This is a genomic window from Streptomyces tibetensis, assembly GCF_007655005.1.
Classification (GTDB): domain Bacteria; phylum Actinomycetota; class Actinomycetes; order Streptomycetales; family Streptomycetaceae; genus Streptomyces; species Streptomyces tibetensis.
This window is the reverse complement of sequence record NZ_SZVW01000008.1, coordinates 221320-246031: the sequence shown is the minus strand read 5'-3', so window position 1 is coordinate 246031 and position 24712 is coordinate 221320. Positions and strand designations below refer to the sequence as shown.

Below are 24712 nucleotides of genomic sequence, written 5' to 3'. Positions count from 1 at the left end.
GCCTTGGACGACCTCGACGTGCTCCGCTTTGGACCGGCGCTGGTGACGAAGACCCTGGCGACCTATTTCCCCGAGCACTTTCTGCCGATCTACGCGGGGGAACACCTGCGCCGATTCGTCGCCCCGTTGCAGGGCGACATGGAGCAGGGCGACGCCTCGGCATGGCGCACCAATCGCCGACTGCTCGAACTCGTCCGCGTGCAGCCCGAGTTCGAGGGCTGGACCAGGCACGAAGTGATGCGTTTCCTGTATGAGCACTTCGACCCTCGCCCCCGGCAACGCACCATCTGGAAGATCGCCCCGGGCGAGCGCGGCCGTCTGTGGGAGGAATGCCGGGACGGCGGGTTCATCTGCGTCGGGTGGGACGAACCCGGCGATCTCGGCCAGTACCAGAGCGACACCGAACTGAAGCAGGCCCTGGACGCGCACTGGCCGCGCGGCAGTGGCGGCAGCCTGACCCTCGCCCGGCGGCTGCTGGCCTTCCGGGACCTGGAAGCGGGAGACCGGGTGGTCGCCAACCGCGGGACGGACGAGATCCTGGCCACCGGCAGGGTCGACGGGAGCTACCGCTACGACCCCGACCGGCCGGAGTTCCATCATGTCGTCCCGGTCGTCTGGGATCTCTCCCACGCGCAGAAGCTGTCGAAGCCCCAGCACGGGTGGCGGTCCACCTTCGCCAAGGTCGACCCGTCCCTCTTCGCCAAGTTCACAGCACACGACGCCGGCTCCGTCCCGGGCACGGACCAGGCGCAGGCCGGCTTCAGCGAGCCGGTCGCGCCGCCCGAGGACGTACAGGCGGTACTTGATGCCCTGGACCGCAAAGGCCAGGTGATCCTTCACGGACCGCCCGGTACGGGCAAGACCCGGCTCGCACTCGGCGCCGCCCTGGCCCTGGACGGCCGCGCGGACGTGCTCGGTTCCGGCGCCCGCCAACGGGCCCGGGCGGAGGCCGAGATGCTGCACGGTGACCGTATCCGCATGGTCACCTTCCATCCCTCCTACGGGTACGAGGACTTCGTCGAGGGCTTCAAGCCGGACCTGAGCGCCACCGGCCCGGGGCTCACCCTCGCCCTCACCGACGGCCTGTTCCACCTCGTGTGCAGCCGGGCCGCGGCCCATCCCGACCAGACGTTCCTGCTCGTCATCGACGAGATCAACCGCGGTGACCTGCCGCGGATCTTCGGCGAGTTGATCACCCTCCTCGAACTCGACAAGCGGAACCTGCCGGTCGCCCTGCCCGTCAGCAAGCGAAGCTTCTCCGTCCCGCCGAACGTCCGGATCATCGGCACGATGAACACGGCCGACCGGAGCATCAGCCACCTGGACGCCGCGGTCCGCCGCCGCTTCGCCTTCCTGCCCGTGGTCCCGGACCCGGACGCGGTGTCCGGGACGGTCGGCCCCCTGGACCTGGCCGCTTTCTTCGAGTCCCTCAACTCCCGCATCGCCCGCCACCTCGACGCCGACCACCAGATCGGGCACGCCTACCTGCTGCGCGACAGCGAGCCCATCGCCACCGAGGAGGATCTGGCCGCGGCCTTCCACCACGAGGTGCTCCCCCTCCTTGAGGACTACTGCCTCGGCCGGGCGGACCTGTTGCACCGCATCCTCGGCGGCCTGGTCGACGCCGAGAGCGGGCGCCCGCTCCTCATGCCCCCGCAGGATCTGGCGGACGCGCTGGCGACCGAGTTCACCAGCGGCGTCCCCGGCCCGGATGCCTGACCGCACCCCGGTCCAGCTCGGCGAGTACGAGTCCGCCCAGCTGGAGCCCGGTCAGCTCACTCCCCGGGACGTCGGCCGTCTGCACGCCCTCCAGGCCCGGGGCTGCCTCACCTTGACCAGGGAGCGCACCGGGTGGCGGCTCAAGGCCGACGCGACCGTCGGAGTCCTGGTCCTGGACCGTGTCCGCGTGGTCATCTCCCCCAAGTTCGCCATTCCGGGAGAGCGGCTCATGAGCTGGCTCGCCTACGCCCTCGGCACACCCGTGCCGGTGGCGGCGAGGCGGTGGGCCACCGGCCCCGACGGTTACGCCGACCTGGTCGCCGCCGCCCTGCTCGAAGAGTGCGAGCGGCTGGTGCGGGAGGGACTGCGCCGGGACTACGTACGCCGCCGAAGCGTCGAACCGGTGCTGCGGGGTCGCCTGGACGTGGCCGCCCAGGTCACCCACCGCTTCGGGCAACTGGAGCAGCTGCACGTGCGCACCTTCGACCGGGAGGCGGACATCTGGGACAACCGCGTTCTCGGGAGCGCGCTGAAGGCGGCGCTCGGCCTGACCGCCAGTCCTCACCTGGCGCGCGCCCTGCACGGCGCCGCCGGCGCCTTCCCGCAGGCCCCGACCCCGGCCGCGGCGCTCCGCGCCCTGGACCGCACCCACTACACACGCCTCAACGCCCGCTACCGTCCCGCCCACACCTGGGCCCGCCTGCTGTTGCGCGGTGGCGGTGTGACCGACCTGCTCACCGACCACGGCACCACGGCGGACGGTCTCCTGCTCGCCATGCCCGCGCTCTGGGAAGCCGTCGTCCGCCGCCTCGGCACCGAAGCCGTCCGCCCGCACGGCGGCCACGCCGTACCCGGCGGAAGCGGCGTCGGCATCACCGTGCGCGGAGACCTGGGCAACGCCTCGGCCTTTCGACCCGATCTCCTGCTGAGCCTTCCAGGACTTCCCGGACACGACACGGAACAACGCACACTGCTGCCCGTGGACGCCAAGTACAAGCGCTACGACCGCCACGGCGTGAACGCGGCCGACGTCCACCAGCTCCTCACGTACAGCAGCGGCTACGCGCCCGCCGACGCCCCGACGGCCGTCATCGTCCATCCCCGGCCGGGCAGTCACGCCCGTCGGACGCTGCAAGTGCGCGGCCCCAGTGGCCTGTTGGGCGACATCCACGTCCTCGGCGTCGACACCCGCACCGCGCCCGAGCAGGCGACGGCGTGGATCGGCTCAGTACTGCGCCGCCCATCACACACTTGACGGGCCCCGCCGAGCTCAAGTACGCCCCGGGTCCAGGCGCTGTCACGGAACCCGACTCGGAGCGTGCGTGCCGTGCTTGAGCCTCCTTCTCCCCTCGCGGTCACGCGGTGACCCCGCCGTCGTCGGTGTGCGGATGCGTGCGCCACGATGTGATGTCACGGAAAGCGGCCGGTCGTCGCCGCCCGGCTGGTGAAAGAGAGAGGAAGGGCCATGTCCCAGATCGAGCTCACTGTGCCCGAGGGTGCGTTGACCGAGGCAGGCGCAGCGAGCATCCAGCAGGACCTGGCGCGAGCGCTGCTCACCTGGGAGGGCGCACCCGACCGGGAGATATTCCGTTCCCTGCTGTGGTCCTACCTGCATGTGCTGCCTGCCGGGGCGCTGGTCACCGCGGCCGACGACGCTCCGCGCTTCCGGGTCGACGTCACCGTGCCGTTCGGTGTCCTCGATGACGAGCGGCGCGCGGGTCTGGTCCGAGAGGCGACGGACCTGGTGCTGGCTGCCGCGGGGCTCGGCCCCGATCAGGCGCTCCGGGTATGGGTGCTCATCCATGAGCAGCCGGACGGGACGTGGGGAGCCGGGGGCAAGATCATGCGCTACACCGAGGTTGCGGGGCTCTCCACGGACTGAGGACGTCATACCGCTGTGCCGTCATGGACGTCGGGAGACGCGGGACCGGTGCCCTCGGCGCCGTCCGCGTCGCTCGACGTCCGCTGTCTCGGCACACGCCCGCACCCGGCACCCGGAACGCACCCATTGCCCGCTGTGAGCCGTGTCGGGGTCAGTCGGTCATGACCTGACGGAGCAGGTCGACGAGCGGCTGCACGGGGACGGTGGGATCGAACGCGCGCTGGACACCGATGCCGATGCCGAGGCTGAGAAGGATCAAGGCGGCGGTGTCCTCGGGCATGTGGGGCGTGACGCCCAGTTCTTGCATCTGAGCCAGGATGAGGTCCGCGAGGGTCTTGGTGACGGCGCGCCGTCGGTGGGCGAGCTGTTCGCAGACCTGTGCGTCGCGGCGGTTGGCGGTGGCGAACTCGACTTCCAGTGCGGTCCACGAGCTGTCGCCGATGTGCTGCTCGGCCCACCGCGCGAAACCCGCGATCCGGTCCTCCAAGCGGGGCGCGTCGCCCATCTCGGCGGCGATGTACGCCACTTGCTGCAGGGCGATGCGGTCCAGGACGGCAAGGCAGAGCTCGTTCTTGGTCGCGAAGTTGGAGTACACCGCACCCTTCGAGTAGCCGGCGGCCTCCGCGACCCGCTCGATGGAGGTCGCCGTGAAGCCGTCACGCAGGAAGAGCTCGTGAGCGGTGTCGAGGACGTGTTCGCGGGTGCGGGCCTGGCTCTCGGCCCGGGTGAGTCTTGCCACGCCTGCAGATTACCGCTAGCTTCCGGATTCCATTGATATCTGAATTCCGGGAGAATCCATGGCGTTACGGCGTGCGCTGGTGGTCGGGTGCGGCGGCACGCTCGGCTTCGCCTGGACGGTCGCCGCGCTCACCGCAGTGGAAGAGCGGCTGGGCTGGGACGCGCGGGCCGCCGAGGTGTTGGTCGGGACGTCCGCCGGAGCAGAAGTCGTGTCCGCTCTCGGCTCCGGGCGGTCCGTGTCCGATCTGCTCGCGGCGGTACGGGGAGAGACGGGCGCGGACCCGGTGCTGCTCCGACACCTCCACGCCACCCCGGGTGCGCTGCCTCCCGTGCCGTGGCCCGGGCTGCCGGGGGCCGGGCTGGTGGCGGCTGCCGTACGCGGCCGGGTCTCGCCGGGGTCGGGGCTGGTGGGGCTGCTGCCGCGCGGCCGGGGTGATGCGCGTCGGCTGCACCGGTTCGGAGCCGCGCTGGCGGAGGGCCGCCCGTGGCTGGACTCCACGCGCACCTGGCTGGTCGCGGCCGACACTCGCTCGGGCCGGCGGGTCGCGTTCGGCGCGCCGGGCGCGCCGGCCACGGACCTGGGCAGCGCGATCGCCGCGTCCTGGGCTGTCCCGGGCTGGTTCCCGCCGGTGCGGATCGACGGGCGGGCCTACCTCGACGGCGGGGCGGTGTCCCCGACCTCGGCGGACCTCCTCGTGCCCCTCGGGCTGGACGAGGTGGTGATCGTCGCTCCCATGTCGACCTCCGGGGGCGCACCCGCCACCGGCCTGAGCCGTCTCGAACGGGTCCTGCGCCGCTGGATGACCCGGACCGTCGACGCGGAGGAACGCCTGTTGCGCGCGGCGGGCTGCCGCGTCGTCCGGATCGAGCCCGGTGTGGAGGAACTGGCCGTGATGGGGGCGAACTTCATGGACCCGCGGCGGCGTGCGGCCACCCTCGACGTCTCCCTGCGCACCGCACCCGACCGTGTCGAGCGAGCCATCGACAGGAGCGTCGCGGCATGAGCACCCACTTCGAGGTCATCGTCATCGGCGCCGGCATCTCCGGGGTCGGCGCCGGGGCCAGGCTCCGCGGCGCCGGCATCCGGGACTTCCTGATCATCGAGGCGGCCGACGACTTCGGCGGCACGTGGCGGGCGAACACCTATCCCGGCTGCCAGTGCGACGTACCGTCCCGCCTCTACAGCTACTCCTTCGCACCGAACCCGGACTGGACGCGGGTGTACGCGCACCAGCCGGAGATCCTCTCGTACGTGAGACGGGTCGCCGACACGTACCGGCTGCGCGAACACACCCGGTTCGGCGTGCGGATGACCGAGGCGCGATGGCAGCCCGGCCCGGCCCGCTGGCTCGTCCGTTCCGACGCCGGTGAGTTCACCGCCCGGTTCCTGATCGCCGGCGCCGGCCCGTGGAACGAGCCTCTCGTCCCGGACGTCCCCGGCCTCGACGGTTTCCCCGGCGAGGTGTTCCACTCCGCGCGCTGGAACCACGACCACGACCTGCGTGGCAAGCGGGTCGCGGTGCTCGGCACCGGCGCCTCGGCCGTGCAGTTCGTCCCGGCGATCGCCCCCGACGTCGCCCGGCTCCACCTGTTCCAGCGCACCGCGCAGTGGGTGCTGCCCAAGCTGGACCATCACATACCGAAGGCCGAACGGTGGGCGATGCGCCACCTGCCGGGCGTGCGAGCCGCGGTGGCAGGGCTGGAGTACCGCGCCATGGAGACGCTCGGGCGCGGATTCCGGCGCCCCGAGCTGATGCGCGGCGTCCAGGCCCTCGCACGGGGCCACCTGCGGGCCACCGTGCGCGACGCCGAACTGCGCCGCAAGCTGACCCCCGACTACACCATCGGCTGCAAGCGCATCCTGTTCTCCAACCACTACTACCCCGCGCTGAACCGACCGAATGTCGCCGTGCACGCCACCGCGGTGGACGCCGTCGAAGGCAATACCGTGCGCGGTGCCGACGGCAGCGCCGCCGAGGTGGACGCGGTCATCCTCGGCACCGGCTTCCGTATTCTCGACACGCCGCTCGCCGGCCTGGTCCGCGACGGGGACGGCCGCTCGCTCGCCGACCACTGGCAGGGCTCCCCCGAGGCGTACCTGGGCACCGTCGTGACGGGCTTCCCCAATGCCTTCATGCTCCTCGGCCCCGGCCTGGGAACCGGGCACTCGTCGGCGTTCGCCATCCTGGAGGCACAGCTCGAACTCGTCCTGGGCGCCGTCAAGACCGCACGGGAGGGGAAGTGGGCGGCGCTGGAGGTACGCGCCGACGTGCAGGCCGCGTACAACGCCCGGCTGCAGACCGCGCTGGCCGGCACCGTCTACAACTCCGGTGGATGCAGGAGCTATTACCTCGACACCAACGGCCGCAACAGCTTCAGCTGGCCCTGGTCCACCGGTCGGCTCCGCACCGAGGTCGGTCGTTTTGAAGCGAAGGACTTCACCGCATCCTCCTCGGAGGGCCTGCGGCGGTGAGAGCGGGCCGCCGGACGTGACACGGGCGTGGGGCGGCCCAGCGCCGCGTCAGCCCTCGGTCAGTCCGGGAAGGTGCTCGGCGAGATGCATGGCATGGAGCTGTGCGAACTCATCGCGCGAACAGCGTCCGTATGCGGGATGGGGAGCGTGCTCTGCGGTGTGGCCGGTGAACAGGGTCACAGCCTCGGCGAGGCCGCCCGCGGCCCGGGCACCGGCAGATCCGGGTCCAAAGGGGGCGCTCCGTCGATCTCCGCACCGAGCGGGTGCTTCATCGCCCCGCGGCGCAGGAAGACCCGTCTGGCCAGAGAGCCTGCCGTCACCCGGAACAGGGCGGGCTTGAGCACGGGATATCCGGTCACGGAGTAGCGGACGGTCTGGGCACAGTGCTGCACCGTCTGGGAAAGGTTCCAGGTGCTGCCCGGTGCCAGCAGGTCACGCTCGGGGCGGTCGAGGTTCTGGTGGAGCCGCTCGACGAGCCGGGCGAGGTCGGGTGAGGACATGCCGCGAGCCTCTCAATACGGAATTCAATCATTCGGTCGGCGGTCCGCGAATCCACCCCGTGCCGTGGGACAGGGGCTGACCGGTGGCCTCGTCGACGCGGGAGATGATCTGCGCGACTGCCGCGTCCCGTGAACCGACGAGGACGGAGCCACCACTCCCTGGCCCTGCCCGTGTTCCACGAAAACAGCGCCTCACTTAGGTTAGGCTAAGCTAAAATTCAAAGCGTGCTCCCCTGGCCCGGGTCTGCCCGGCCCCGCCGTGAAACGGAGTGACCGCGTGACCGTGACAGCCTCCCGAGAAGAGGATCCGTCCGCCCCGGCACTTCTTGAGCCCGAGGGATCGCGGGGCAGTGTCGTCGTTGTCAAGTTCGGCGGCAACGCCATGGTGGACCCGCATCTGCAACTGACCTTCGCCCGGGACGTCGTGGAGCTGTGGCACGCGGGGCTGCGGCCGGTCGTCGTGCACGGTGGCGGGCCGCAGATCAGCGCGATGCTGGACCGGCTCGGTCTGGAGAGCCGCTTCGAGGCAGGGCTGCGAGTGACCACACCCGAGACCATGGACGTGGTGCGCATGGTGCTGACGGGTCGCGTTCAGCGGGAGCTGGTCGGTCACATCAACGCCCACGGTCCCTTCGCCGTGGGTCTGACCGGGGAGGACGCCCACACGATGACCGCCGAGCGGCGTCCGGCCCGGGTGGACGGCCGGGCAGTGGACATCGGTCTGGTCGGCGACGTGGTGGACGTCAACCCCGCCATGGTGCGCGCCCTGTTGGAGCAGGACCACATCCCCGTCGTCTCCCCCGTCGCACGCGGCGCGGACGGACAGATCTACAACGTGAACGCCGATCTCGCGGCCGCGGCCCTCGCCGTGGCTCTCGATGCCGAAAGGCTGGTGATGCTCACCGACGTGGAGGGGCTGTACGCGGACTGGCCGCACAACACCGAGGTGATCGACCGTCTGACGGCCCGTGCCCTGGACGAGCTGCTGCCCGGACTGGCCAGTGGGATGCTGCCGAAGATGGAGGGCTGCCTGCGGGCCGTCCGCGGTGGGGTGCGCGCGGCGCACGTGATGGACGGGCGCGTGCCGCACGCGGTGCTGCGCAGTGTGCTCACCGGGTCGGGCCCGGGCACCACGGTGGTGCCCGACGTGGTCACCACCTCCTGACCAAAACCTGCGCGTCGCGCCGCGGGTCCAGGGAATCCGCCCAGGAGCGCGGCGCCCGACGGGCCGTCGTCCGCGTGAATCCGTAGCGGAGGAACAGTCCGGCGCCCCCGGTGGTCGCCGTGAACACGGCGTCCAGCGACTAGGCACGTGCCGTGGCGAGCACGGCGCGCAGGAGACCCGCTCCCGCTCCGCTGCCCTGCCGGTGTGCGGCCACGCAGAAGGCGGCAACAGATCGTTGTCGCGGGCGAGTTGGTATGCGCCGAGTTCGACCGGACTGTGACCGAAGAGGGTGCCGCCGATGCCTGCTTCGGCGCAGGCGGTGACGCCCTCGGCGAGGCAGGTGCGGGCCGCGCGGCCGATCGCCTCGGCCAGGTCCTCCTGGGAGTGCGGCAGGCACAGGGCGCGGGCGGCGCCCATGTCCTGTTCGGCGAGGAAGCCGTTCTCGTGCGGGACACCGGCGGGGAGCAGGTCCAGGACGGCGGTGTTGACGACACAGCCGTGTCCGGAGTCGTGCAGCAGGTAGAGCTTGCGTCCGTCGCTGACCTGGTCGAGGTCGGCGGCGGTCAGATGACGTCCCAGGGCCCGCTGGTCGTAGCCGGCGATGCTCACCCAGTCGCCGGGCGCGCTGGTGCGGGCGACGGCCTCGGTCACGACGGCGAGCACGTCGTCGACGCGGGTGAGGCCGGCGATGCTCGGGGTGTTCTGCTTGAACCCGGTCCAGGCGAGGTGGACATGGGCGTCGATGAACCCCGGCAGCACGGTGGCGCCCTGCAGGTCGACGACCTCGCGGGCGGGCAGGGAGGTCACCGCCTCGTCGAGGCCCACGATCCGGCCCTGCCAGATGCCCAGGTCATGCGCGACCGGACGGTCCGGATCCATCGTGAGGAAACGGGCGTTGGTCAGCCTGGTGCAGAGCATCGGCGGGATCAGGCGTCCTGGGACGCAGCGAGGGACGTGGGACGCAGGTCCGTCCAGTGGGTCTCCACGTACTCCAGGCAGGCCTCGCGGGTGTTCTCGGCGAAGGCGATCGTCCATCCCCCGGGCACCTCGGCGAAGGACGGCCAGAGGGAGTGCTGCCCCTCGTCGTTCACCAGGACCAGGAATCGGCCTTCGTTGTCGTCGAAGGGGTTGGTGCTCATGCGCGCTGCCTCCTCGGAGGGCCAAGATTAGGTTAGGCTCGCCTAATTGACGGAGCTTAGCCTTTGGCCCTTCCCTCTCACAAGGAGACGTTCATGCGCGTGGCCGCGGCCGGCAGGGAGGACGCGTTCGCCGGGTACGGGTGGCCCGGGGCGCCCGGCACGGACGGGTTCTGGGCCGGGGTGGGAGCGCCGCCGGTCGTACCGGACGGTGACGGCGGATGGACGGCGCTGTTCCTGTGGCGCGGGTCGTCGCCGGTCGTGATCGAGTTCGAGAGCTGGTCGGACCCTGTGCCCATGCGGCGCTGGGCAGACTCGGACTGCTGGTACGCGGAGGTGCGCATGCCCGCGCGGCTGCGGGTGACGTATCGGTTCGCGGTGTCGGACGCCTTCCATGCCGATCCGTTCAACCCGGCCGGGGCCGGCGGGGACCGGTCCATCATCGCCACGCCGGATGCGCCGGAGCAGCCGCACTGGCCGGTCGTCGGGGCCGATGCGGTGCTGCCGGTGCCGCGGGCACGGATTCGCTGGGCGAGCGAACGGCTGGGCGGGCGGCGTACGGTGCGGGTTCATCCGGCGGGGGGCGGCGGGCCGGTGGTGCTGCTGCTCGACGGGGACGACTGGCTGTATCTGCATCCGGCCGTGACCGCGTTCGATTCGGCCGTGGCGGCGGGTGAGGTGCCGCCGGTCACTCTTGTCTTCCTGCCGGCCAAGGACCGGGTGGCCGAGTTCGCCTGCCGGCCCGAGTTGTGGGAGGCGGTACGGGACGAACTGCTGCCGCTGGTGGCGGAGTCCGGCGTACCCGCCGACCTGGGGCGGCTGGTGGTCGCCGGGCAGAGTCTCGGGGGGCTGAGTGCGGTGTACGCGGCGCTGGAGTTTCCGGAGCTGGTGTCGCGGGTGGCGTGTCAGTCGGGGTCGTTCTGGTGGACGCCGGACGCGTTGGGGTCAGCCGACCCTTTGGGCGGGCCGGTCGGGGGCGCGATGGCCGAGCGGCTGCGGGAGGGTGCCGATCTGTCGGGGCTGCGGGTGGCGTTCGACGTCGGGGAGCACGAGGACCGGATGCTGCCTCACTGTGAGGTGACCGAGAGGTTGGTGGAGCGGGCCGGGGCGACCGTGCGAGTCTCCCGGTCCGCGTCCGGGCATGACCGCGCCGGGTGGCGTCATTCCCTGCTCAGGGACGTGGGCTGGGCCCTCGGTGAGTAGATGTCAGCCGGCCGGTCGGGGCTGGTCGCGCGATTCCCCGCGCCCTTGAAGTCATGTCCCTTGGATCGGGTCAGCAGTGGTGATCACTGGCCGCTGCGCCCAGGACGGACGATGCACCTCCTTGTCCTGCCCGACCCCGCGTGGGCACGATGGTCGCCATGCAGGAAGAAGCCGGAACCCCCGCTGTCGCTTTACCGCCTCGCCACGCGCGTCTCAGGGAAGGCATGCTCGCCAGACTGACGGCCCAGGACCTGGCCGGTCAGATCAGTGCGGGCAGAGCCCTGGAAGCGTCGGTGGCGACCAACGCCAGGGAGGGAGAGGCCATCGCGGCGTGGTGCAGCAAGTCAGTGGAACAACTGCGCGCCGCACTCGTGGGCGTCGGCAATGACGCGCCGCCCGGTTACACGGGCCTCTGGATCCCGGGCGAAGGCGTCTGGCGGGGTTTCGAATACGCGATCCACCATGCAAGCGATCACGCGACTCGCCTGTCCCTCGGGCTGGGCTACCTGGAAGAGGTGCTCCAGAGGATGCCGGACTACGCGGAAGCGTCAGGACAGACTGCACCGGAGCCGGGGCTCTCGGTCTCGATCAGCGGAGGGACCGTCAACATCCCTCAACTCGCCGCCAGGATCAACAACATCAATTCCACGATCACCGGCGTCGTCCATCAGAGCGGGACGAACGTGGCAGAGGCTCTGAGAGAGCTTCAACGAGCTGTCGTGGCGCAGGAGGGGCTGGAAGACACGGAACGACAAACTCTGTTGGACAATGTCGAGTACCTCGCCACCGCGGCGAACACCCCGCCCGAAGGGCGAAATCGCGGACTCGTCACGTCCGTACTCCTCGCCCTGACGACAGCGGCGGCGGGTGCCGAGCAACTGCAGAGAGTCATGGACACCTGGGGCGGGGTCCTGCAAGGGCTCATCCCGTGAAGCGGTTTGTGCCGGCGGCCGTTCGTGCTTGTGATCACGAGTGGGCGGATCCGGCCACGCCCTGCTCCCTGGCCCAGGTGTACTGATCACGAGCATGGCCGACACCGGCGGGTCTTGCACATGCGCGAAGACCTCCCCTGGGGTGGAGCTGTCCAGGAACACACCGCACGGAGGTCTTCGTGGCCCACCGTCATGCCCGCCTGACCACTCACGGCAGGCGGCTACTCGTCGAACGTGCCGGTCCTCGCGTCCCTGTCGGGCGTCCGCAACCCCCTGAAACACTCACCGTGCGACCGCCAGGCAGTACGCCTCGTCCTTGGCCAGCAGGTTGCGGTGGGTGTCCTCCGCCGTGATGACGCCGTCGTCGAGGACCAGGACCCGGTCCGCGGCGTCCAGGAACGCCGGGCTGCTGGTGATCACGATCGTCGTGCGGCCGCGGCGCAGCTTCGCCACGTTGCGGGCGATGAGCTGTTCGGTGACCGCGTCCACCGCCGTCGTCGGATCGTGCAGGACGAGCACGTCCGTGTCGGCGGCCAGGGCGCGGGCCAGGGAGAGGCGTTGGCGCTGGCCGCCGGAGAGGTTGGCGCCCCGGTCGCGGACGCCGTAGTCGAGGCCCTCGCGGTGCAGGGCGACGACGTCGGTCAGCATGGAGGCCTCGACGGCGTCGGGGACGGTCCGGCTGGTGCCCGACGGGTCGATGTTGGTGCGGAGCGTGCCCGCGAAGATCTCCCCGTCGTAGGGGTTGACCAGCAGGTGCTCACGGACCGCCTCGACGGAGAGGTCCGCCAGTTCCCGGCCCCCGATCCGTACCGTTCCCCTGTACGCCGTGGGCGGGACCCGTACCGCCAGGACGGCCGCCAGGTCGGCCGCCGCGCGGGGCTGGTAAGGGGCGATGGCGACGAACTCGCCCGCCTTCACCCGGAACTTCAGGTCGGTCAAGGCCCCGTGGCGGACGCAGTCGACGTCGAGGTCGCCGCCCGGTGACGGGCGTCCGGAGCCCGGCGTCATGACCGGCGGGGCCGACAGCACCAGCGCCATCCGCTCGGCCGACGCGCGCGCGATCATCACGTACTTGGGCATCTCCGAGAACAGCTTGAGCGGCTCCATGATGAACTGCGCCAGGCCCACCGCCATGACGAGTTCACCGATGGTGATGCGGCCATCGAACGCCAGCCGGCCCGCCGTCAGGGTCACGGCCCCGGCAAGGACCGCGTTGAGGGCCAGTGCTGTGCCCGCGTAGGCGCCGTTGACCTTGGCGACGGTGATCGACTGGTGCTTCGCCTCCGTGCTGACCTTCCGGTAGGACCGGAACGCCGCCTGGTTGCCCCCGAAGCCGTGCAGCGGGCGCAGGCCGGTGATCAGGTCGGCGACCTTCGCACCCGCCCGCGCCACGCTCGCCTGCTGCTCCTGGGTGCTGCTGCCGATCCGCTTCGACATCACGCTGAGGACCGACAGGATGGCGACAGTGCCCACGATAACCAGCAGGCCGAGCCGGATGTCGGCCAGGCCCAGCGCCACCGCCGCGACCAGCACCGCCACGAGTGAGCTGATCAGCAGCGGCACCACCTCGATGATGTCGGCGGTCTGGTCGGCGTCCTCGGTGGCGATGGTCAGCACCTCGCCGGACTTGAGGTCGACGTCCCGGGCCACGGGCTGCAGGCCGCAGGCCGCGACCTTCACCCGCCAGCGGTGCGCCTCGGTCGTGTTGGCCTTCTGCAGGATCCGCATGCCGAACCGCCACGACAGCGAGACCGTCGTGATGATCACGGCCAGCGCGCCGATCGACAGGGCGAGCGCCTGGAGGCTGCGGCCCTCCCGCATCGTGTGCTCGACGATCAGGCCGAGGGCGATGGGGAAGGCCGTCTCCCCGGCCTGGTAGAGGCCCATGAGGAGGGTGCCCCAGACCATGGCGCCGATGTTGCGGCGCAGGGCGGTGCGGAGGATGGCGGCCCCGTGGCGGGGCCGCTGGGTGTCAGTTGTCATCGAGGTGGCGGGCAATCGCTTCCGGGGTTCGCAGGGTGAACAGATCGCGGATGGTGATCACGGGACCGTACTCGCGGCGGAGCAGCCCGATGAGCCGAACCGCCAGCATGGAGTGTCCTCCCAGGGACACGAAGTCGCTCACCGCGCTCACCTCGTCGTCGTCCAGGTCCAGTGCCTCGGCGAAGTACTCGCACACCACGGTCTCGGTCTCGGTCTGCGGGGCCCGCTCCCCCGCCGTGGTCAGCGCGCCCAGTGGCTTGGCCTCGGGCAGTGCCCTGGTGTCGGCCTTCCCGTTCACCGTCAGCGGGATGCCGTCGACCTGCGCGTAGTGGGTGGGCCGCAGGAAGTCCGGCAGTCCGGCGCCCACTTCGGCGGCGACGGTCGCGAGCTCCGCCCCCTCCAGCACCAGGTAGGCGGCAAGCCGGTGGGCGCCGTCGACCTGGGGGTCGGGCTGGGCGACCGCGGCGACGAACCGCACCGCCGGGTGCGCCGCGAACACGGCCTCGACCTCGCCGAGTTCGACCCGGTGACCGCGGATCTTGACCTGCTGGTCGGTGCGGCCCAGGTACATGAGGTTGCCGTCCGGCCGGCGGACCACCAGGTCGCCGGTGCGGTACATGCGCTCGCCGGGCTCGCCGAACGGGCAGGCGACGAAGCGGTGCGCCGTCTGGGCCGGCTGTCCGAGGTAGCCGCGTGCGATGCCGATGCCCGACACGTACAGCTCGCCGGGCACCCCGTCCGGCAGCGGCCGCAGCCAGGGGTCCAGTACGTACACGTCCGTGTTGTCGATGGCGACGCCCACTACCGGGTCCTGGCAGTCGAAGGTGCCGACGCCGAGGGTGTTGATGGTGTACTCGGTGGGCCCGTACAGGTTGTAGCCGACCGTGCCCTCGGTCTCGGCGAGCCGCTGCCACAGGGTCGGGGTGACGGCCTCGCCGCCCAGCAGCACCAGCGCGGGCCGCCGTCCGGGCTGGTCGAGCAGGCCCTCGGCCACCAGTTGCTGCGCGTAGGTCGGGGTCACGTTGACGACGTCGATCCCGTGCTCCAGGCAGTACTCCACCAGCCGGGGCGCGTCCCGCCGCAACTCCTCGTCGCAGATGTGCACTTCGTGGCCGTCGGCGAGCCACAGCAGCTCCTCCCACGACATGTCGAACGCGAACGAGACGGTGTGGGCGATCTTGAAGACCCGGTGGCCGTGCTCGGCCAGCACCGGCTCGAAGATCCGGCGCTGATGGTTGATCAGCATGTTGGTGAGACCGGCGTACTCGGTCACCACACCCTTGGGCTTCCCGGTGGAGCCGGAGGTGTAGATCGTGTACGCGGGATGGCGCAGGCGGCCGGGGTCGTCCGGCGCGAACGTCACGAACGGCTCGGCCTCGGGAAGCGGCCGGTCCAGTTCGATCAGGTCGCCGGACAGCCGGGGCGAGACCGCACTCACGGTGAGGATCACGTCCGGGCGGGCGTCGTCGACGATGGCCGCGATCCGCTCGTCCGGGTGGTCCAGCTCCAGCGGCACGTATGCGGCACCGACCCGCAGGACGGCGAACAGCGCCGCGATCCAGTCGAGGGAGCGCGGGATCGCGAGGCCCACGGTCGTCTCCGGCCCGATGCCGCGCGCGGCGAGCACGCCCGCCACGGCCCTGCTGCGGTCGCGGAGTTCGGCGAACGTCATGGTCGAGCCGTGGGCGACGAGCGCCACACGCCGCGGGTCGCGGTCCGCCGCCTGGTCGAACCGGTCGACGACGGTGTCCGTGCCGACGTCGGTGCGTACGGCCGGCTCGGGCACCGTGCCCAGCCCTCGCAACGCGCCGACCGGTCCGGTCGCCCGGGACAGGTCCCCGAGCACGCTCAGGTAGTCGTCGAGGAGACGGCTGGCGTTGGCGGTGTCCCCGTCGCGGTACTCGAGCTTGACCGTGAGCCGCTCCCCCGGCGTGACGACCCAGGTGAACGGATAGTGGGTGGAGTCGTCGGCCTTGACCGAGGTGATGCCGTGCCGGGCGTTCATCTCGGCGAACGCGTCCATGTCCAGGAAGTTCTGCAGCACGAAGAGGTTGTCGAACAGGGTGTCGTGCCCGCTGGCCCGCTGGATCTCGCCGAGCCCCAGGTGCTCGTGCTCCATCGCCTCGACCCGGGCCGCCTGGACGGCCGACAGGTAGGCGCCCACCGACTGCTCAGGGCGGGCCCGGGTCCACATCGGCACGGTGTTGAGCAGCACGCCCACGATGTCGGAGCGCCCCTCGCCCTCGCGGCCGGAGACGGTCACGCCGAACACGGCGTCGGCGCGGCCGGTGTGCGCGCCGAGCAGCAGGCCGAACGCGCCGGTCAGCACCGAGTTCAGGGTGACGCCGTGCACCCGGGCCGCCTCCCGCACCAGGTCGGACTGTTCGGCGGACAGCGTGTGCACGAGAGCCTTCGGCAGGTCGTCCGAGAAGTCCGGTGCCGGCCCGGCGAGCAGGGTGGGGCCGGGCAGGGCGGCCAGCCGGTCCGCCCAGAAGCGTTCCGCTGCGGCGGAGCCCCGGGCGGCGAGCGCCCGGGCGTACTCCTCGAAGCTCGGTGTGGCGGGGGCCGGGTCGAGCGGCTCGCCGGCGAGAACGGCGCGGTAGGCGTCGAAGAGGTCCCGCAGGACGATCTCGCGGGACCAGCCGTCCCACAGCAGCAGGTGGTAGCTGAGCAGCAGGCCGTCCCGGCCGCCGGGCAGGCGCACGACCGTCAGCCGGATCAGCGGCGGCTCCCCCGGGTCGAACCCGGTGTCGCGGTCGCGGGCGCGCAGGGCGTCGGCCTCCGCGTCCGTCGCCAGGTCGACCGTACGGACGTCGACGCGCCGGCCTGTCTTGAAAACCTGCACCGGGTTGCCGTCGTCGTCGGTGCTGAAACCGGCGCCTACGACCGGGTGCCGCGCGATCACGTGGGCCATCGCCTCCGCCAGAGCGCCGGTGTCCAGGCGCCGCTCGAAGGTGAACCAGTTCTGCGCGACGTAGTGTCCGGCCGGGCCCGCCAGCTGGGCCTGGAAGAACAGGCCACGCTGGAGCGGGGTGACCGGGGCGGTGCGCTCGGCCGTCGTCGCGGCGTCCGCGAGGTGCTTCAGCGCGCCGCGCCAGTGCTCGGTGATCTCGTCGGGGACGCCCTCGGCGAGGACGAACTCGGCGAGCAGGCTTCCGGTGGCCTCGTCGGTCCACGCGTTGACCTCGACGGCGTACGGGCTGCCCTGGTCACCGCGCGTGAGGTGCAGGCTCTGGGACTCGCTGCCCCGGCCGAGGTAGTTGAACAGCACCTGCGGGCGGGCCGTGAGCAGCGGGGCCGTCTGCGGGTTGAGGTACCGGAGTCGGCCGTAGGCGACGTGCCCGTCCTCGTCCGGCTGACGCTCGACGACCTCGCGCGCGGCGGCGACGGGGTCGGTGTGCGGGGTGAGCCGTACGGGGGCGATGGAGGTGAACCAGCCGACGGTACGGGTGTAGTCGTGCCGTTCGAGGGCGGGGACCCTGCCGTGCCGCTCCAGGTCGATCGCGAGGTCGGTGGGCGACGGCTGGATCCTGGTCAGCGCGGTGCGCAGGGCTCCGCAGAGCAGCTCGGTGAGACCGACGCCGAGTGCGGCGGGCGCGGTGCGGGTGAGGCGGTCGCTCACGTCGGGGGCGAGTACGACCGTCGTCTCACGCAAGTCGCTCGGGGAGGGCAGCGGTTGGGGCGCCTGGAGTGTGGTGACCCAGCGGCCGAGGTCATGCGTGTCGTGGGCCGACCGGAGGGTCAGGGCTTCCGCGTACTCGGCGTACGAGGTGGTCGGCGGGGCGAGGGGCTCGCCGCGCAGCGCCGTGGCCAGGTCGTCCAGCAGGATCAGCCAGGAGACCGCGTCGACGGCGAGGTGGTGGACGGTGACGACGAGGGTCCTGCTCGACTCCAGCCACGCGAACGCCATCACTTCACCCGACTCGGGGTCGAGTTGTCCGGCGGCCTCGTTCGCGACGGCTGTCGCGTCGGTGGTGTCCGGGCGTACGACGGTGATGTCGCGGGCGGGTTCGGTGCGCAGGGTCCACACGCCGTGTGCGGCGTCGAGGCGCAGCCGGAGGGCCGGGTGCGCGGCGACCACGGCGCTCGCGGCGCGTACGGCGTCGGCGTATCCGGTGCCGTCGGGTGCCTGGAGTGTCCTGGCCTGGGCGAAACGGGTGAGGGAGCCGCCGAGTTCGCGTTGGCGGAGGATGATCGGGGTGGGGGTGAGGGGGCCGTCCTCGCGGTGGGTGGGGGTGAGGGGGCCGTCCTCGCGGTGGGTGGGGGCCTGGGGGGTCTCGGGTGTGTTGGTGCCGAGGTGTTCGGCCAGTGCGCGGGGGGTCTTGAGCAGAAAGACGTCCCTGGGTGTGATGGGCAGGCCGAGGGTGCGGGCCCTGTTCACGACGGTGATGGCGATGATGCTGTCGCCTCCGGCGCGGAAGAAGTCGGTGTCGGCGTCTACGGAGGCGCCGGGCAGCGTCTCGGTGAAGATCTTGGTGAGTGCGGCTACCGCGGTGGTTTCGTCTGCGGGTGCGTTGGGGCTGGTCGCGCCGTTCCCCGCGCCCCTGAAGGGGCGCTCCGCCAAGGCCTTTCGATCCAGCTTGCCGTTGATCGTCAGCGGTAGGGCCTCGATCGTCAGGATCTGACCCGGAACCATGTGGGCGGGCAACCTGGACGACAGCCGGTCCGTCAGGTCGGGCGGCACGTCGCCCACCACGTGCGCCACCAGATGGTCACCGGTGTCCGCCACCGTCACCGCCACGTCCGTCACGCCGTCGAAGGCCCGGATCGCGGACTCGACTTCGCCCAGCTCGATACGGAACCCCTTGAGTTGCACCTGGTCGTCCGCGCGGCCGGTGAAGACCAGCTCGCCGTCGAGGGTGCGGATCGCGAGGTCGCCCGTGTGGTACATGCGGGAGCCGTCGGCCGCGAACGGGTCGGCCACGAAGCGGGCCGCGGTGAGGCCGGGCCTGCCCAGGTAGCCGAGGGACACCTGGTCGCCGGCGACGTAGATGGCGCCCTCGCGGCCCGGCGGCACCGGCCGGAGCCGGTCGTCGAGGAGGTAGGTGACCAGGCCGGGGACGGGACCGCCGATGGGGCTGGCCTCGTCTCCGGGGGCGAAGTCCTCGTCGGTGAGCACCCGGTGGGTGACGTGGACGGTGGTCTCGGTGATGCCGTACATGTTGACCAGCTCGGGCGCGGTCGTGCCGTGCCGCTCGACCCAGCCGCGCAGCCGCCCGAGGTCCAGTGCCTCGCCTCCGAAGACGATGCGGCGCAGTGCGGGCAGCGGTTCGCCGGTGAGCCGGTCGGCCTCGATGAACTGGTAGAAGGCCGACGGGGTCTGGTTGAGGACGGTGACGCCGCGCTCGCGGACCAGCCGGTGGAAGTCGACCGGGGAGCGCGTCAGGCCGTACTCGGGCACCAGCAGCTCAGCGCCGTGGGCCAGCGCGCCCCACAGCTCCCAGACCGCGAAGTCGAAGGAGAAGGAGTGGAACTGGACCCAGACGTCGTCGGGGCCGAAGTCCATGGCGGGTCGGGTGTTGGCGAGCAGGGTCACCACGCTGGAGTGCGGGACGACGACGCCCTTGGGGCGGCCGGTGGAGCCGGATGTGTAGATCACGTAGGCGGGGGTGTGCCAGTCGGGCTCGGGGCCGGGCCCGGTCAGGGCGGCCGGGGCCTCTTCGCCCTGCACCAGCACACGGGCGGCCACTCCTGCCCGGGCCGGCAGTCGTGTGAAGCGGTCGCGTTGGTCGCGGTCCACGAGGACGACCTGGGGGGCCGCGTCGGCGAGGATGTACTCCAGCCGCTCGTCCGGGTACGCCAGGTCGAGTGGGACGTACGCGCCGCCCGCGGCGACGATCGCGACCAGGGCGACGACCTGCTCCAGGGAGCGCGGGACGGCCACGGCGACCCGCTTTCCCGGGCCGACGCCTGCCGCGCGCAGGGCGGAGGCCAGGTCGTTCTTGGCGTCGGACAGTTCGCCGTAGGTCAGGGAGCGGGTGGCGCCGTCCATGCCGCACTGGGTGACGGCGGTGGCCGCCGGGTCGCGGCGTGCCGCGGTGTCGAACAGTCCGCCCAGGGTGGTCGGGGTGATCGGGGCGGGGAGTCGTTCGGCTCCTGCCGCCACATCGTCCACGGGGGTGTCCGGGTGCGCGAGCAGACCGGTCAGGGTCCTGCTGAAGGTGCGCAGGATCGAACGGGCGGTCGTCTCGCGCAGCAGTTCACCGTCGTGGATGAGGTTGAAGCGCGGTCGGCCGTCGTGGGCGCGCTCGACCACGAGCGTGAGGGGGTAGTGCGGGGCGCCCTCGTTGACGAGGTCGGTGATGGTCAGCGTGTCGCCGGGGCGCCGGAGCGAGGTCAGGTCGGTGGCCACGTCGAACACCACGAGCGTGTCGAAGAGGGAGCCGGAGCCGGCCTGGCGGCCGATGCGTGCGAGGGAGACGTGCTGGTGCGGCAGGACCGTGCTCTGGTGGTCGCGTACGGCGGTGAGCAGGTCGGCCGCGGTGGTCGCGGGAGTCCAACGGGCGCGTACGGGAATGGTGTTGATGAACAGGCCCACCATCTCCCCGATGCCGGGCACATCGGCGTCGCGGCCGGAGACCGTGGAGCCGAACACGACGTCCCGGCCCTGGAGGATGCCGCCCAGGGTGACGGCCCAGGCGCTGTGCACGGCGACGCTCAAGGGCACGCCCGCCTCGCGGACGGCGGCGTCGAGGTCACCCTCGGGCTCCATGAGGGTGTCGGCGAACCGGTCGGAGGGCGTGTGCCCCTCGGCGACCAGTGAGGGGCCGGGCAGTTCGGCGAGTTCCTCGCACCAGACGCGGTCACTCTCGTCGGCGTCACGCCCGGCGAGCCGGCGCACGTATTCGGCGAAGCCGCCGAGCGGGTGGACGGTGCCCGGGGCGTGGTACTCGGCGAGCAGCGCGCGGAGCATGGGCGGCACCGACCAGCCGTCGGCGATGATGTGGTGCACGGTCTGCACCAGGACGTTGCGGCCGGAGCCGGTGCGAATGAGCGTGTATCGCATGAGGGGGCCGGCGGCCAGGTCGAAACCGGTGCGGCGGTCCCGTTCGGCGAGGTCGCGTATCTCCTCGGCGGTGATGCCGGGGCGGTCCAGCGTGGTGAAGGGGGCCTCGACGCCGCTGTCCAGGACGGACACCACGCGGCCGTCGGCGAGGGCCGTGAAGCGGGCGGCCAGGTTCGGGAACAGGGTGAGCAGCCGGGTGGCCGCCGTCGCGAGCCGGTCGGCGTCCACCTCGCCGTCCAGCGTGAGCAGTTGCTGCTCGACGTAGGCACCCGCGGAGTCGTCGTCGAAGACCGAGTGGAAGTAGAGGCCTTCCTGGAGCGGGGTCAGCGGCAGGATGTCCCGCAGGCCCGGGCCGTCCAGGGTGTCGACGTCGGCCTGGGTGAGCGGTACGAGGGGGAAGTCGCTGGGCGAGTGGCCGCCCTGGTCGAGTGCGGCGAGTCCGGTCAGGGTCGTGCGGAAGTGGTCGGCGAGTGTCGTGATGTCGGCGTCGGTGAACAGGCCGTCGGGCCAGGAGATGGTGGTGACCAGCTCGTATGCGCCGGACGCGGTGGGTTCGGCGATCGCGTTGAACTCCAGGGCGCGCGGCAGGCGCATCCGCGGGTCGCGCCTCTCGCCCAGCCGGCCGGTGGTGCCCGCGAGTTGCCAGTCGCCGGGGGCGCCGGCGGCGAAGCGGCCGAGGTAGTTGAAGAGCACCTGGGGTGCGGGGGCGTCGAACTCGCTGTGGGTGAGGTAGCGCAGGGCGCCGTAGGAGATGCCGTTGTCCGGCACCCGGGCGAGGTCCTCCTTGACCGCTTTGAGGGCGGCGGTCAGGTACGCGGGAGTGGTGAGGTCGGATGCCGCGCCGGGGTCCACGGTGACCGGGAAGAGGGTGGTGAACCAGCCCACGGTCCGGGACAGGTCCGGCTCGAAGCCGGCGGAGCCCGCCACGAACTGCCCTTCGCGGCCGTGGCCTTCGAGCTCGACGTGGGCGAAGGTCTGGTCCTGGCCGAGGTCGCGGCGGTACCGGGCGAGGGCGACGGCGAGCGCGGTGAGCAGGACGTCGTTGACACCGGCGTGGAACTTCGCGGGGATCTCGCCCAGCAGCGCGGCCGTGACGTCCGGGCCGACCGTGACGGTGCGCAGGCGTTCGCCGGCGACGGTGTCCGTGTCGGAGAGAGCGCGCCGGGCCAGCAGCTGGTCCTCGCCGGGCAGGGGGCGCCGGTAGGAGGAGCTGTCGGCGTCGAACGCGGCGCGTTCCAGCAGCTGGGTCCAGCGCCGGAACGACGCGCCCACCGGGGGGAGTTCGACCGGCTCACCCGAGCTGAACTGCCGCCAGGCGGTGGCCAGGTCCTCCATCAGGATGCGCCAGGAGACGCCGTCGACGACCACGTGGTGGGCGACGAGGACGAGTTGACGCGCCTCGGGGCGCCAGACGGCCCGGAGCATCACGCCGTTGGCCGGGTCCAGTCCGGCCGTGGCGAGGGCGATGCACTCGTCGAGCGGCCGGTCGCTGTGCTGCCGGCCGGGCTCGGCCCGGTCCGCCTCGGGGATGTCGAAGCTCCAGCGGCTGCCGCGCACCAGCTTGGCGCGGAGCATGTCGTGCCGGGCCACGAGCGCGGTGAGGATGGTGTCGAGGGCGTCGGCGGTCAGGCCCGCGGGGGTGTTCAGGACGACCGACTGGACGAAGCCGTCGACGGCGTCCGTGGTCTCGCCGAGCCACTGCACGATGGGCGAGCCGACGACGGTGCCGGTGGCGACGTCGGCGTGGTCCACGGTGGAGAGGTCCTCACGGCTCGCGACCGCGGCCAGCGCGCCCACCGTGCTGTGGGTGAAGATCTGCCGTGCCGTGACGTGCAGACCCTGCTCGCGCAGCGCACTCAGCAGGGAGATCGCGAGGATGCTGTCGCCGCCGAGCTGGAAGAAGTCCTGGTCGACGCCGACCTCTTGGAGCCGCAGCACCTCCGCGACCGCGGCACACACCGCCCGCTCGTCGTCGGTGGTGGGGCGGGCGAGTGCACTCCCCCCGATCGCGGGCTCGGGCAGCGCGTTGCGGTCGAGCTTGCCGTTGGCGGTGAGCGGGAACTCGTCCATGACCACGATGTGGGCGGGCACCATGTACTCGACCATGTGCGCCGCGGCCCACGCCCTGACCTCGTCCGCGCTCAGGTCGACGGCGCCGGCGGCGGGTATGGCGTAGCCGACGAGGTAGGTGCCGCCGGCCGTGTTCTTCTTCGCGACGACGCAGGTGTGCCGGACCCGGGGGTGCTCGGCGAGGCCTGCCTCGACGTCCTCGATCTCCAGTCGCATGCCGCGGATCTTGATCTGGTTGTCGGCGCGGCCGAGGAAGTCCAGCGATCCGTCGGGGGCGAAGCGGGCGAGGTCGCCGGTGCGGTAGAGGCGGGAGCCGTCGTTCGCGAAGGGGTTGGCGACGAAGCGGGAGGCGGTCAGGCCGGGCGCACCCACATAGCCGCGGCCCAGGAGGAAGCCGCCGACGTAGAGTTCACCGCCGACGCCGACCGGGACGGGGCGCAGTTCGTCGTCCAGGACGTAGAGCTGGGTGTTGGGGTTGGCCTTGCCGATGGACGTCGACAGGCGTTCCGCCGCGCCCCGGTAGATGACGTGGGAGACGCCGATGGTGGTCTCGGCGGGGCCGTAGCCGTGGTACATGGGGATGTTGTCGAGCTTGGTGCGGAAGCGCTCGTACAGCTCGGGGGTGAGGACCTCGCCGCCGCACCACACGTGCCGCAGGCTGTCCAGGCGGCCGGAGTCGCCGGCCATCTCCAGCAGCACGTCCAGCATGGACGACACCAGGTAGGTGAAGGTGACGCGCTGTTCGGCGATGACGCTCAGCAGGTGGTGCGGGTCGCGCTCGCCGCCGGGCCGCAGGACGACGAGGCGCCCGCCGGAGACCAGCGGCAGGAAGATCTCGTTGATGGAGATGTCGAAGGACAGTGGCGCCTTGAACAGCGAGGCGTCGTCGTGACCGAAGCCGAGGATCTCGTTCACCTGCCACAGCAGGCGCTCGCTGATCGCCTCGTGCCGGATCATCGCGCCCTTGGGCCGCCCGGTCGAACCGGACGTGAAGATCACGTAGGCCAGCGCGTCACCGAGGACGGTGACATCGGGCCCCTGCGCCGGGTACGAGCCGTACCGCCAGTCGCCGAGATCGACGGCCACGGCGTCCGGTTCGGCCGGGTCGTGCTCGCCGGAGGCGTTGAGCTGGACGACGACCCGGGCGTCCTCGATGACGACGGCCCGGCGCGCGGCGGGCCACTGCGGATCGAGCGGTACGAAGGCGCAGCCGGCCTGGAGCACGGCGAGCAGCCCGACGACCATGTCGGCGGAGCGGGTCAGGGAGATGCCGACGACCTGTTCGGAGCCGAGTCCGCGGGTGACCAGGTGGTTGGCCAACTGGGCCGCGTGTGCGGCTGTTTCACGGTAGGTCAGCGACCGGTGCTCGTCGACGACGGCCACGGCGTCCGGTCGTGCGCTCACCTGCCGGTGGAACATCTCCACGAGGGTGGGGCGGTCCCGGTCGGCCCGGTTGTCGTTCCACTCGGCCAGGACCCGGAGTCTGGCCGCCACGCCGGACGGGCCGATGGTGCCCAGCGGCCGGTCCGGGAAGTCGGCCAGATCGTCCAGCGCGAGCTGTGCGTCCTCGGGGGTGACGCCGTCGGGGACGGTGATGCCGCGGCCGTCCGGGGTGACGTCCCAACCGCCGGGCGTGGTCCCGCCGTTGTCGACCCAGCCGAGGACGTCGGCGAAGAGCGTGCCGGGCGTGAGGTCGATGCCGTCGGGGCTGCCGCCCGTCGCCCAGTACGACAGGCCGATGGCGCAGGCTTCGGTGATGGTCCGGTCCGGGTAGTCGCCGATCCGCCGGCGCACATCGGCCAGACGCGTGGGAGAAAGCAGTACGAGACGAGCGCGCGGTTCCATCATCGAAGACTCAGCGTCCCTTCCAGAATGTGAAGTGAGGCTAACCTAAATAAGGGTTGC

At 71.6% G+C, this 24712-nt stretch carries 14 protein-coding genes and 1 pseudogene; 8 read left to right on the top strand and 7 right to left on the bottom strand.

The features are described 5' to 3' along the window. Window positions 1–3 precede the first annotated feature (3 nt). The 3 genes from FDO69_RS16050 to FDO69_RS16040 all read left to right on the top strand — a co-directional run bounded on the left by FDO69_RS16050 (window position 4) and on the right by FDO69_RS16040 (window position 3601). Window positions 4–1719, top strand: a complete 1716-nt coding sequence (locus FDO69_RS16050; RefSeq protein WP_234387953.1) for an McrB family protein — start codon at window positions 4–6, stop codon at window positions 1717–1719. Continuing rightward, window positions 1712–2974 (top strand): McrC family protein, encoded by a 1263-nt coding sequence (locus tag FDO69_RS16045; RefSeq protein WP_104780497.1) that lies wholly within the window; start codon window positions 1712–1714, stop codon window positions 2972–2974. The genes FDO69_RS16050 and FDO69_RS16045 overlap by 8 nt, the downstream gene beginning before the upstream one ends. 210 nt (window positions 2975–3184) lie before the next feature. Further along, window positions 3185–3601, top strand: coding sequence for a tautomerase family protein (locus FDO69_RS16040; RefSeq protein WP_104780496.1), 417 nt, complete (start codon window positions 3185–3187; stop codon window positions 3599–3601). Window positions 3602–3752: 151 nt separating this feature from the next. On the opposite strand, the gene FDO69_RS16035 is transcribed toward FDO69_RS16040, so the two are convergent. Beyond that, window positions 3753–4340 carry a TetR/AcrR family transcriptional regulator gene (locus FDO69_RS16035; RefSeq protein ID WP_104780495.1) on the bottom strand — a complete coding sequence of 196 codons (588 nt, stop codon included), beginning with the start codon at window positions 4338–4340 and terminating at the stop codon, window positions 3753–3755. A 58-nt stretch (window positions 4341–4398) separates the two neighbouring features. Between FDO69_RS16035 and FDO69_RS16030 the strand changes: the two genes are divergently transcribed. Both FDO69_RS16030 and FDO69_RS16025 read left to right on the top strand, forming a co-directional pair. Next, window positions 4399–5343 carry a patatin-like phospholipase family protein gene (locus FDO69_RS16030; protein WP_170320891.1) on the top strand — a complete coding sequence of 315 codons (945 nt, stop codon included), beginning with the start codon at window positions 4399–4401 and terminating at the stop codon, window positions 5341–5343. Then, window positions 5340–6812 (top strand): flavin-containing monooxygenase, encoded by a 1473-nt coding sequence (locus tag FDO69_RS16025; RefSeq protein WP_104780494.1) that lies wholly within the window; start codon window positions 5340–5342, stop codon window positions 6810–6812. The genes FDO69_RS16030 and FDO69_RS16025 overlap by 4 nt, the downstream gene beginning before the upstream one ends. Before the next feature lie 48 nt (window positions 6813–6860). Here the strand turns inward: FDO69_RS16025 and FDO69_RS42700 are convergent, their stop codons facing one another. Next, entirely contained in the window at window positions 6861–6992 is a 132-nt protein-coding gene (locus tag FDO69_RS42700) for a DUF1569 domain-containing protein (RefSeq protein ID WP_267896243.1), read from the bottom strand. Continuing rightward, the gene (locus tag FDO69_RS16020) at window positions 6989–7312 is read right to left on the bottom strand and encodes a DUF1569 domain-containing protein (RefSeq protein WP_267896242.1); all 324 of its coding nucleotides are present in this window, start codon (window positions 7310–7312) and stop codon (window positions 6989–6991) included. Before FDO69_RS16020 ends, FDO69_RS42700 begins: the two co-directional genes overlap by 4 nt. Before the next feature lie 283 nt (window positions 7313–7595). Here FDO69_RS16020 and argB point away from each other — a divergent pair, with 283 nt between their 5' ends. Further along, a complete protein-coding gene (gene argB, locus FDO69_RS16015; protein WP_104780572.1) occupies window positions 7596–8477 on the top strand; it encodes an acetylglutamate kinase in 882 nt (293 codons plus the stop codon). 222 nt (window positions 8478–8699) lie between these two features. On the opposite strand, the pseudogene FDO69_RS16005 reads toward argB, so the two are convergent. Together FDO69_RS16005 and FDO69_RS16000 are read right to left on the bottom strand one after the other, a co-directional pair. Beyond that, window positions 8700–9395: pseudogene (locus FDO69_RS16005) on the bottom strand (amidohydrolase family protein); the annotation flags it as partial. An 8-nt stretch (window positions 9396–9403) separates the two neighbouring features. After that, on the bottom strand, window positions 9404–9616 hold the full coding sequence (locus FDO69_RS16000; RefSeq protein ID WP_104780493.1) for an MbtH family protein: 213 nt from the start codon (window positions 9614–9616) through the stop codon (window positions 9404–9406). 93 nt (window positions 9617–9709) lie between these two features. Between FDO69_RS16000 and FDO69_RS15995 the strand changes: the two genes are divergently transcribed. Together FDO69_RS15995 and FDO69_RS15990 are read left to right on the top strand one after the other, a co-directional pair. Continuing rightward, entirely contained in the window at window positions 9710–10816 is a 1107-nt protein-coding gene (locus FDO69_RS15995; protein ID WP_104780492.1) for an alpha/beta hydrolase-fold protein, read from the top strand. 158 nt (window positions 10817–10974) lie between these two features. Then, window positions 10975–11748: a hypothetical protein gene (locus FDO69_RS15990; protein ID WP_138430102.1), complete on the top strand. Its 774-nt coding sequence runs from the start codon at window positions 10975–10977 to the stop codon at window positions 11746–11748. 282 nt (window positions 11749–12030) lie between these two features. Here FDO69_RS15990 and FDO69_RS15985 read toward each other — a convergent pair whose 3' ends face one another. Further along, the gene (locus FDO69_RS15985) at window positions 12031–13731 is read right to left on the bottom strand and encodes an ABC transporter ATP-binding protein (protein WP_104780490.1); all 1701 of its coding nucleotides are present in this window, start codon (window positions 13729–13731) and stop codon (window positions 12031–12033) included. Further along, entirely contained in the window at window positions 13721–24655 is a 10935-nt protein-coding gene (locus tag FDO69_RS15980) for a non-ribosomal peptide synthetase (protein WP_104780489.1), read from the bottom strand. The genes FDO69_RS15985 and FDO69_RS15980 overlap by 11 nt, the downstream gene beginning before the upstream one ends. Window positions 24656–24712: the final 57 nt, after the last annotated feature.

Excerpts from the sequence above, each read along its gene's own strand:
- FDO69_RS15990 (WP_138430102.1), top strand. The coding sequence starts at position 10,975 with ATGCAGGAAGAAGCCGGAACCCCCGCTGTCGCTTTACCGCCTCGCCAC.
- FDO69_RS16045 (WP_104780497.1), top strand. The coding sequence starts at position 1,712 with ATGCCTGACCGCACCCCGGTCCAGCTCGGCGAGTACGAGTCCGCCCAG.
- FDO69_RS16020 (WP_267896242.1), bottom strand. The coding sequence starts at position 7,312 with ATGTCCTCACCCGACCTCGCCCGGCTCGTCGAGCGGCTCCACCAGAAC.
- FDO69_RS15995 (WP_104780492.1), top strand. The coding sequence starts at position 9,710 with ATGCGCGTGGCCGCGGCCGGCAGGGAGGACGCGTTCGCCGGGTACGGG.
- FDO69_RS15985 (WP_104780490.1), bottom strand. The coding sequence starts at position 13,731 with ATGACAACTGACACCCAGCGGCCCCGCCACGGGGCCGCCATCCTCCGC.
- FDO69_RS16030 (WP_170320891.1), top strand. The coding sequence starts at position 4,399 with ATGGCGTTACGGCGTGCGCTGGTGGTCGGGTGCGGCGGCACGCTCGGC.
- FDO69_RS16000 (WP_104780493.1), bottom strand. The coding sequence starts at position 9,616 with ATGAGCACCAACCCCTTCGACGACAACGAAGGCCGATTCCTGGTCCTG.
- FDO69_RS15980 (WP_104780489.1), bottom strand. The coding sequence starts at position 24,655 with ATGATGGAACCGCGCGCTCGTCTCGTACTGCTTTCTCCCACGCGTCTG.
- FDO69_RS16040 (WP_104780496.1), top strand. The coding sequence starts at position 3,185 with ATGTCCCAGATCGAGCTCACTGTGCCCGAGGGTGCGTTGACCGAGGCA.
- FDO69_RS16025 (WP_104780494.1), top strand. The coding sequence starts at position 5,340 with ATGAGCACCCACTTCGAGGTCATCGTCATCGGCGCCGGCATCTCCGGG.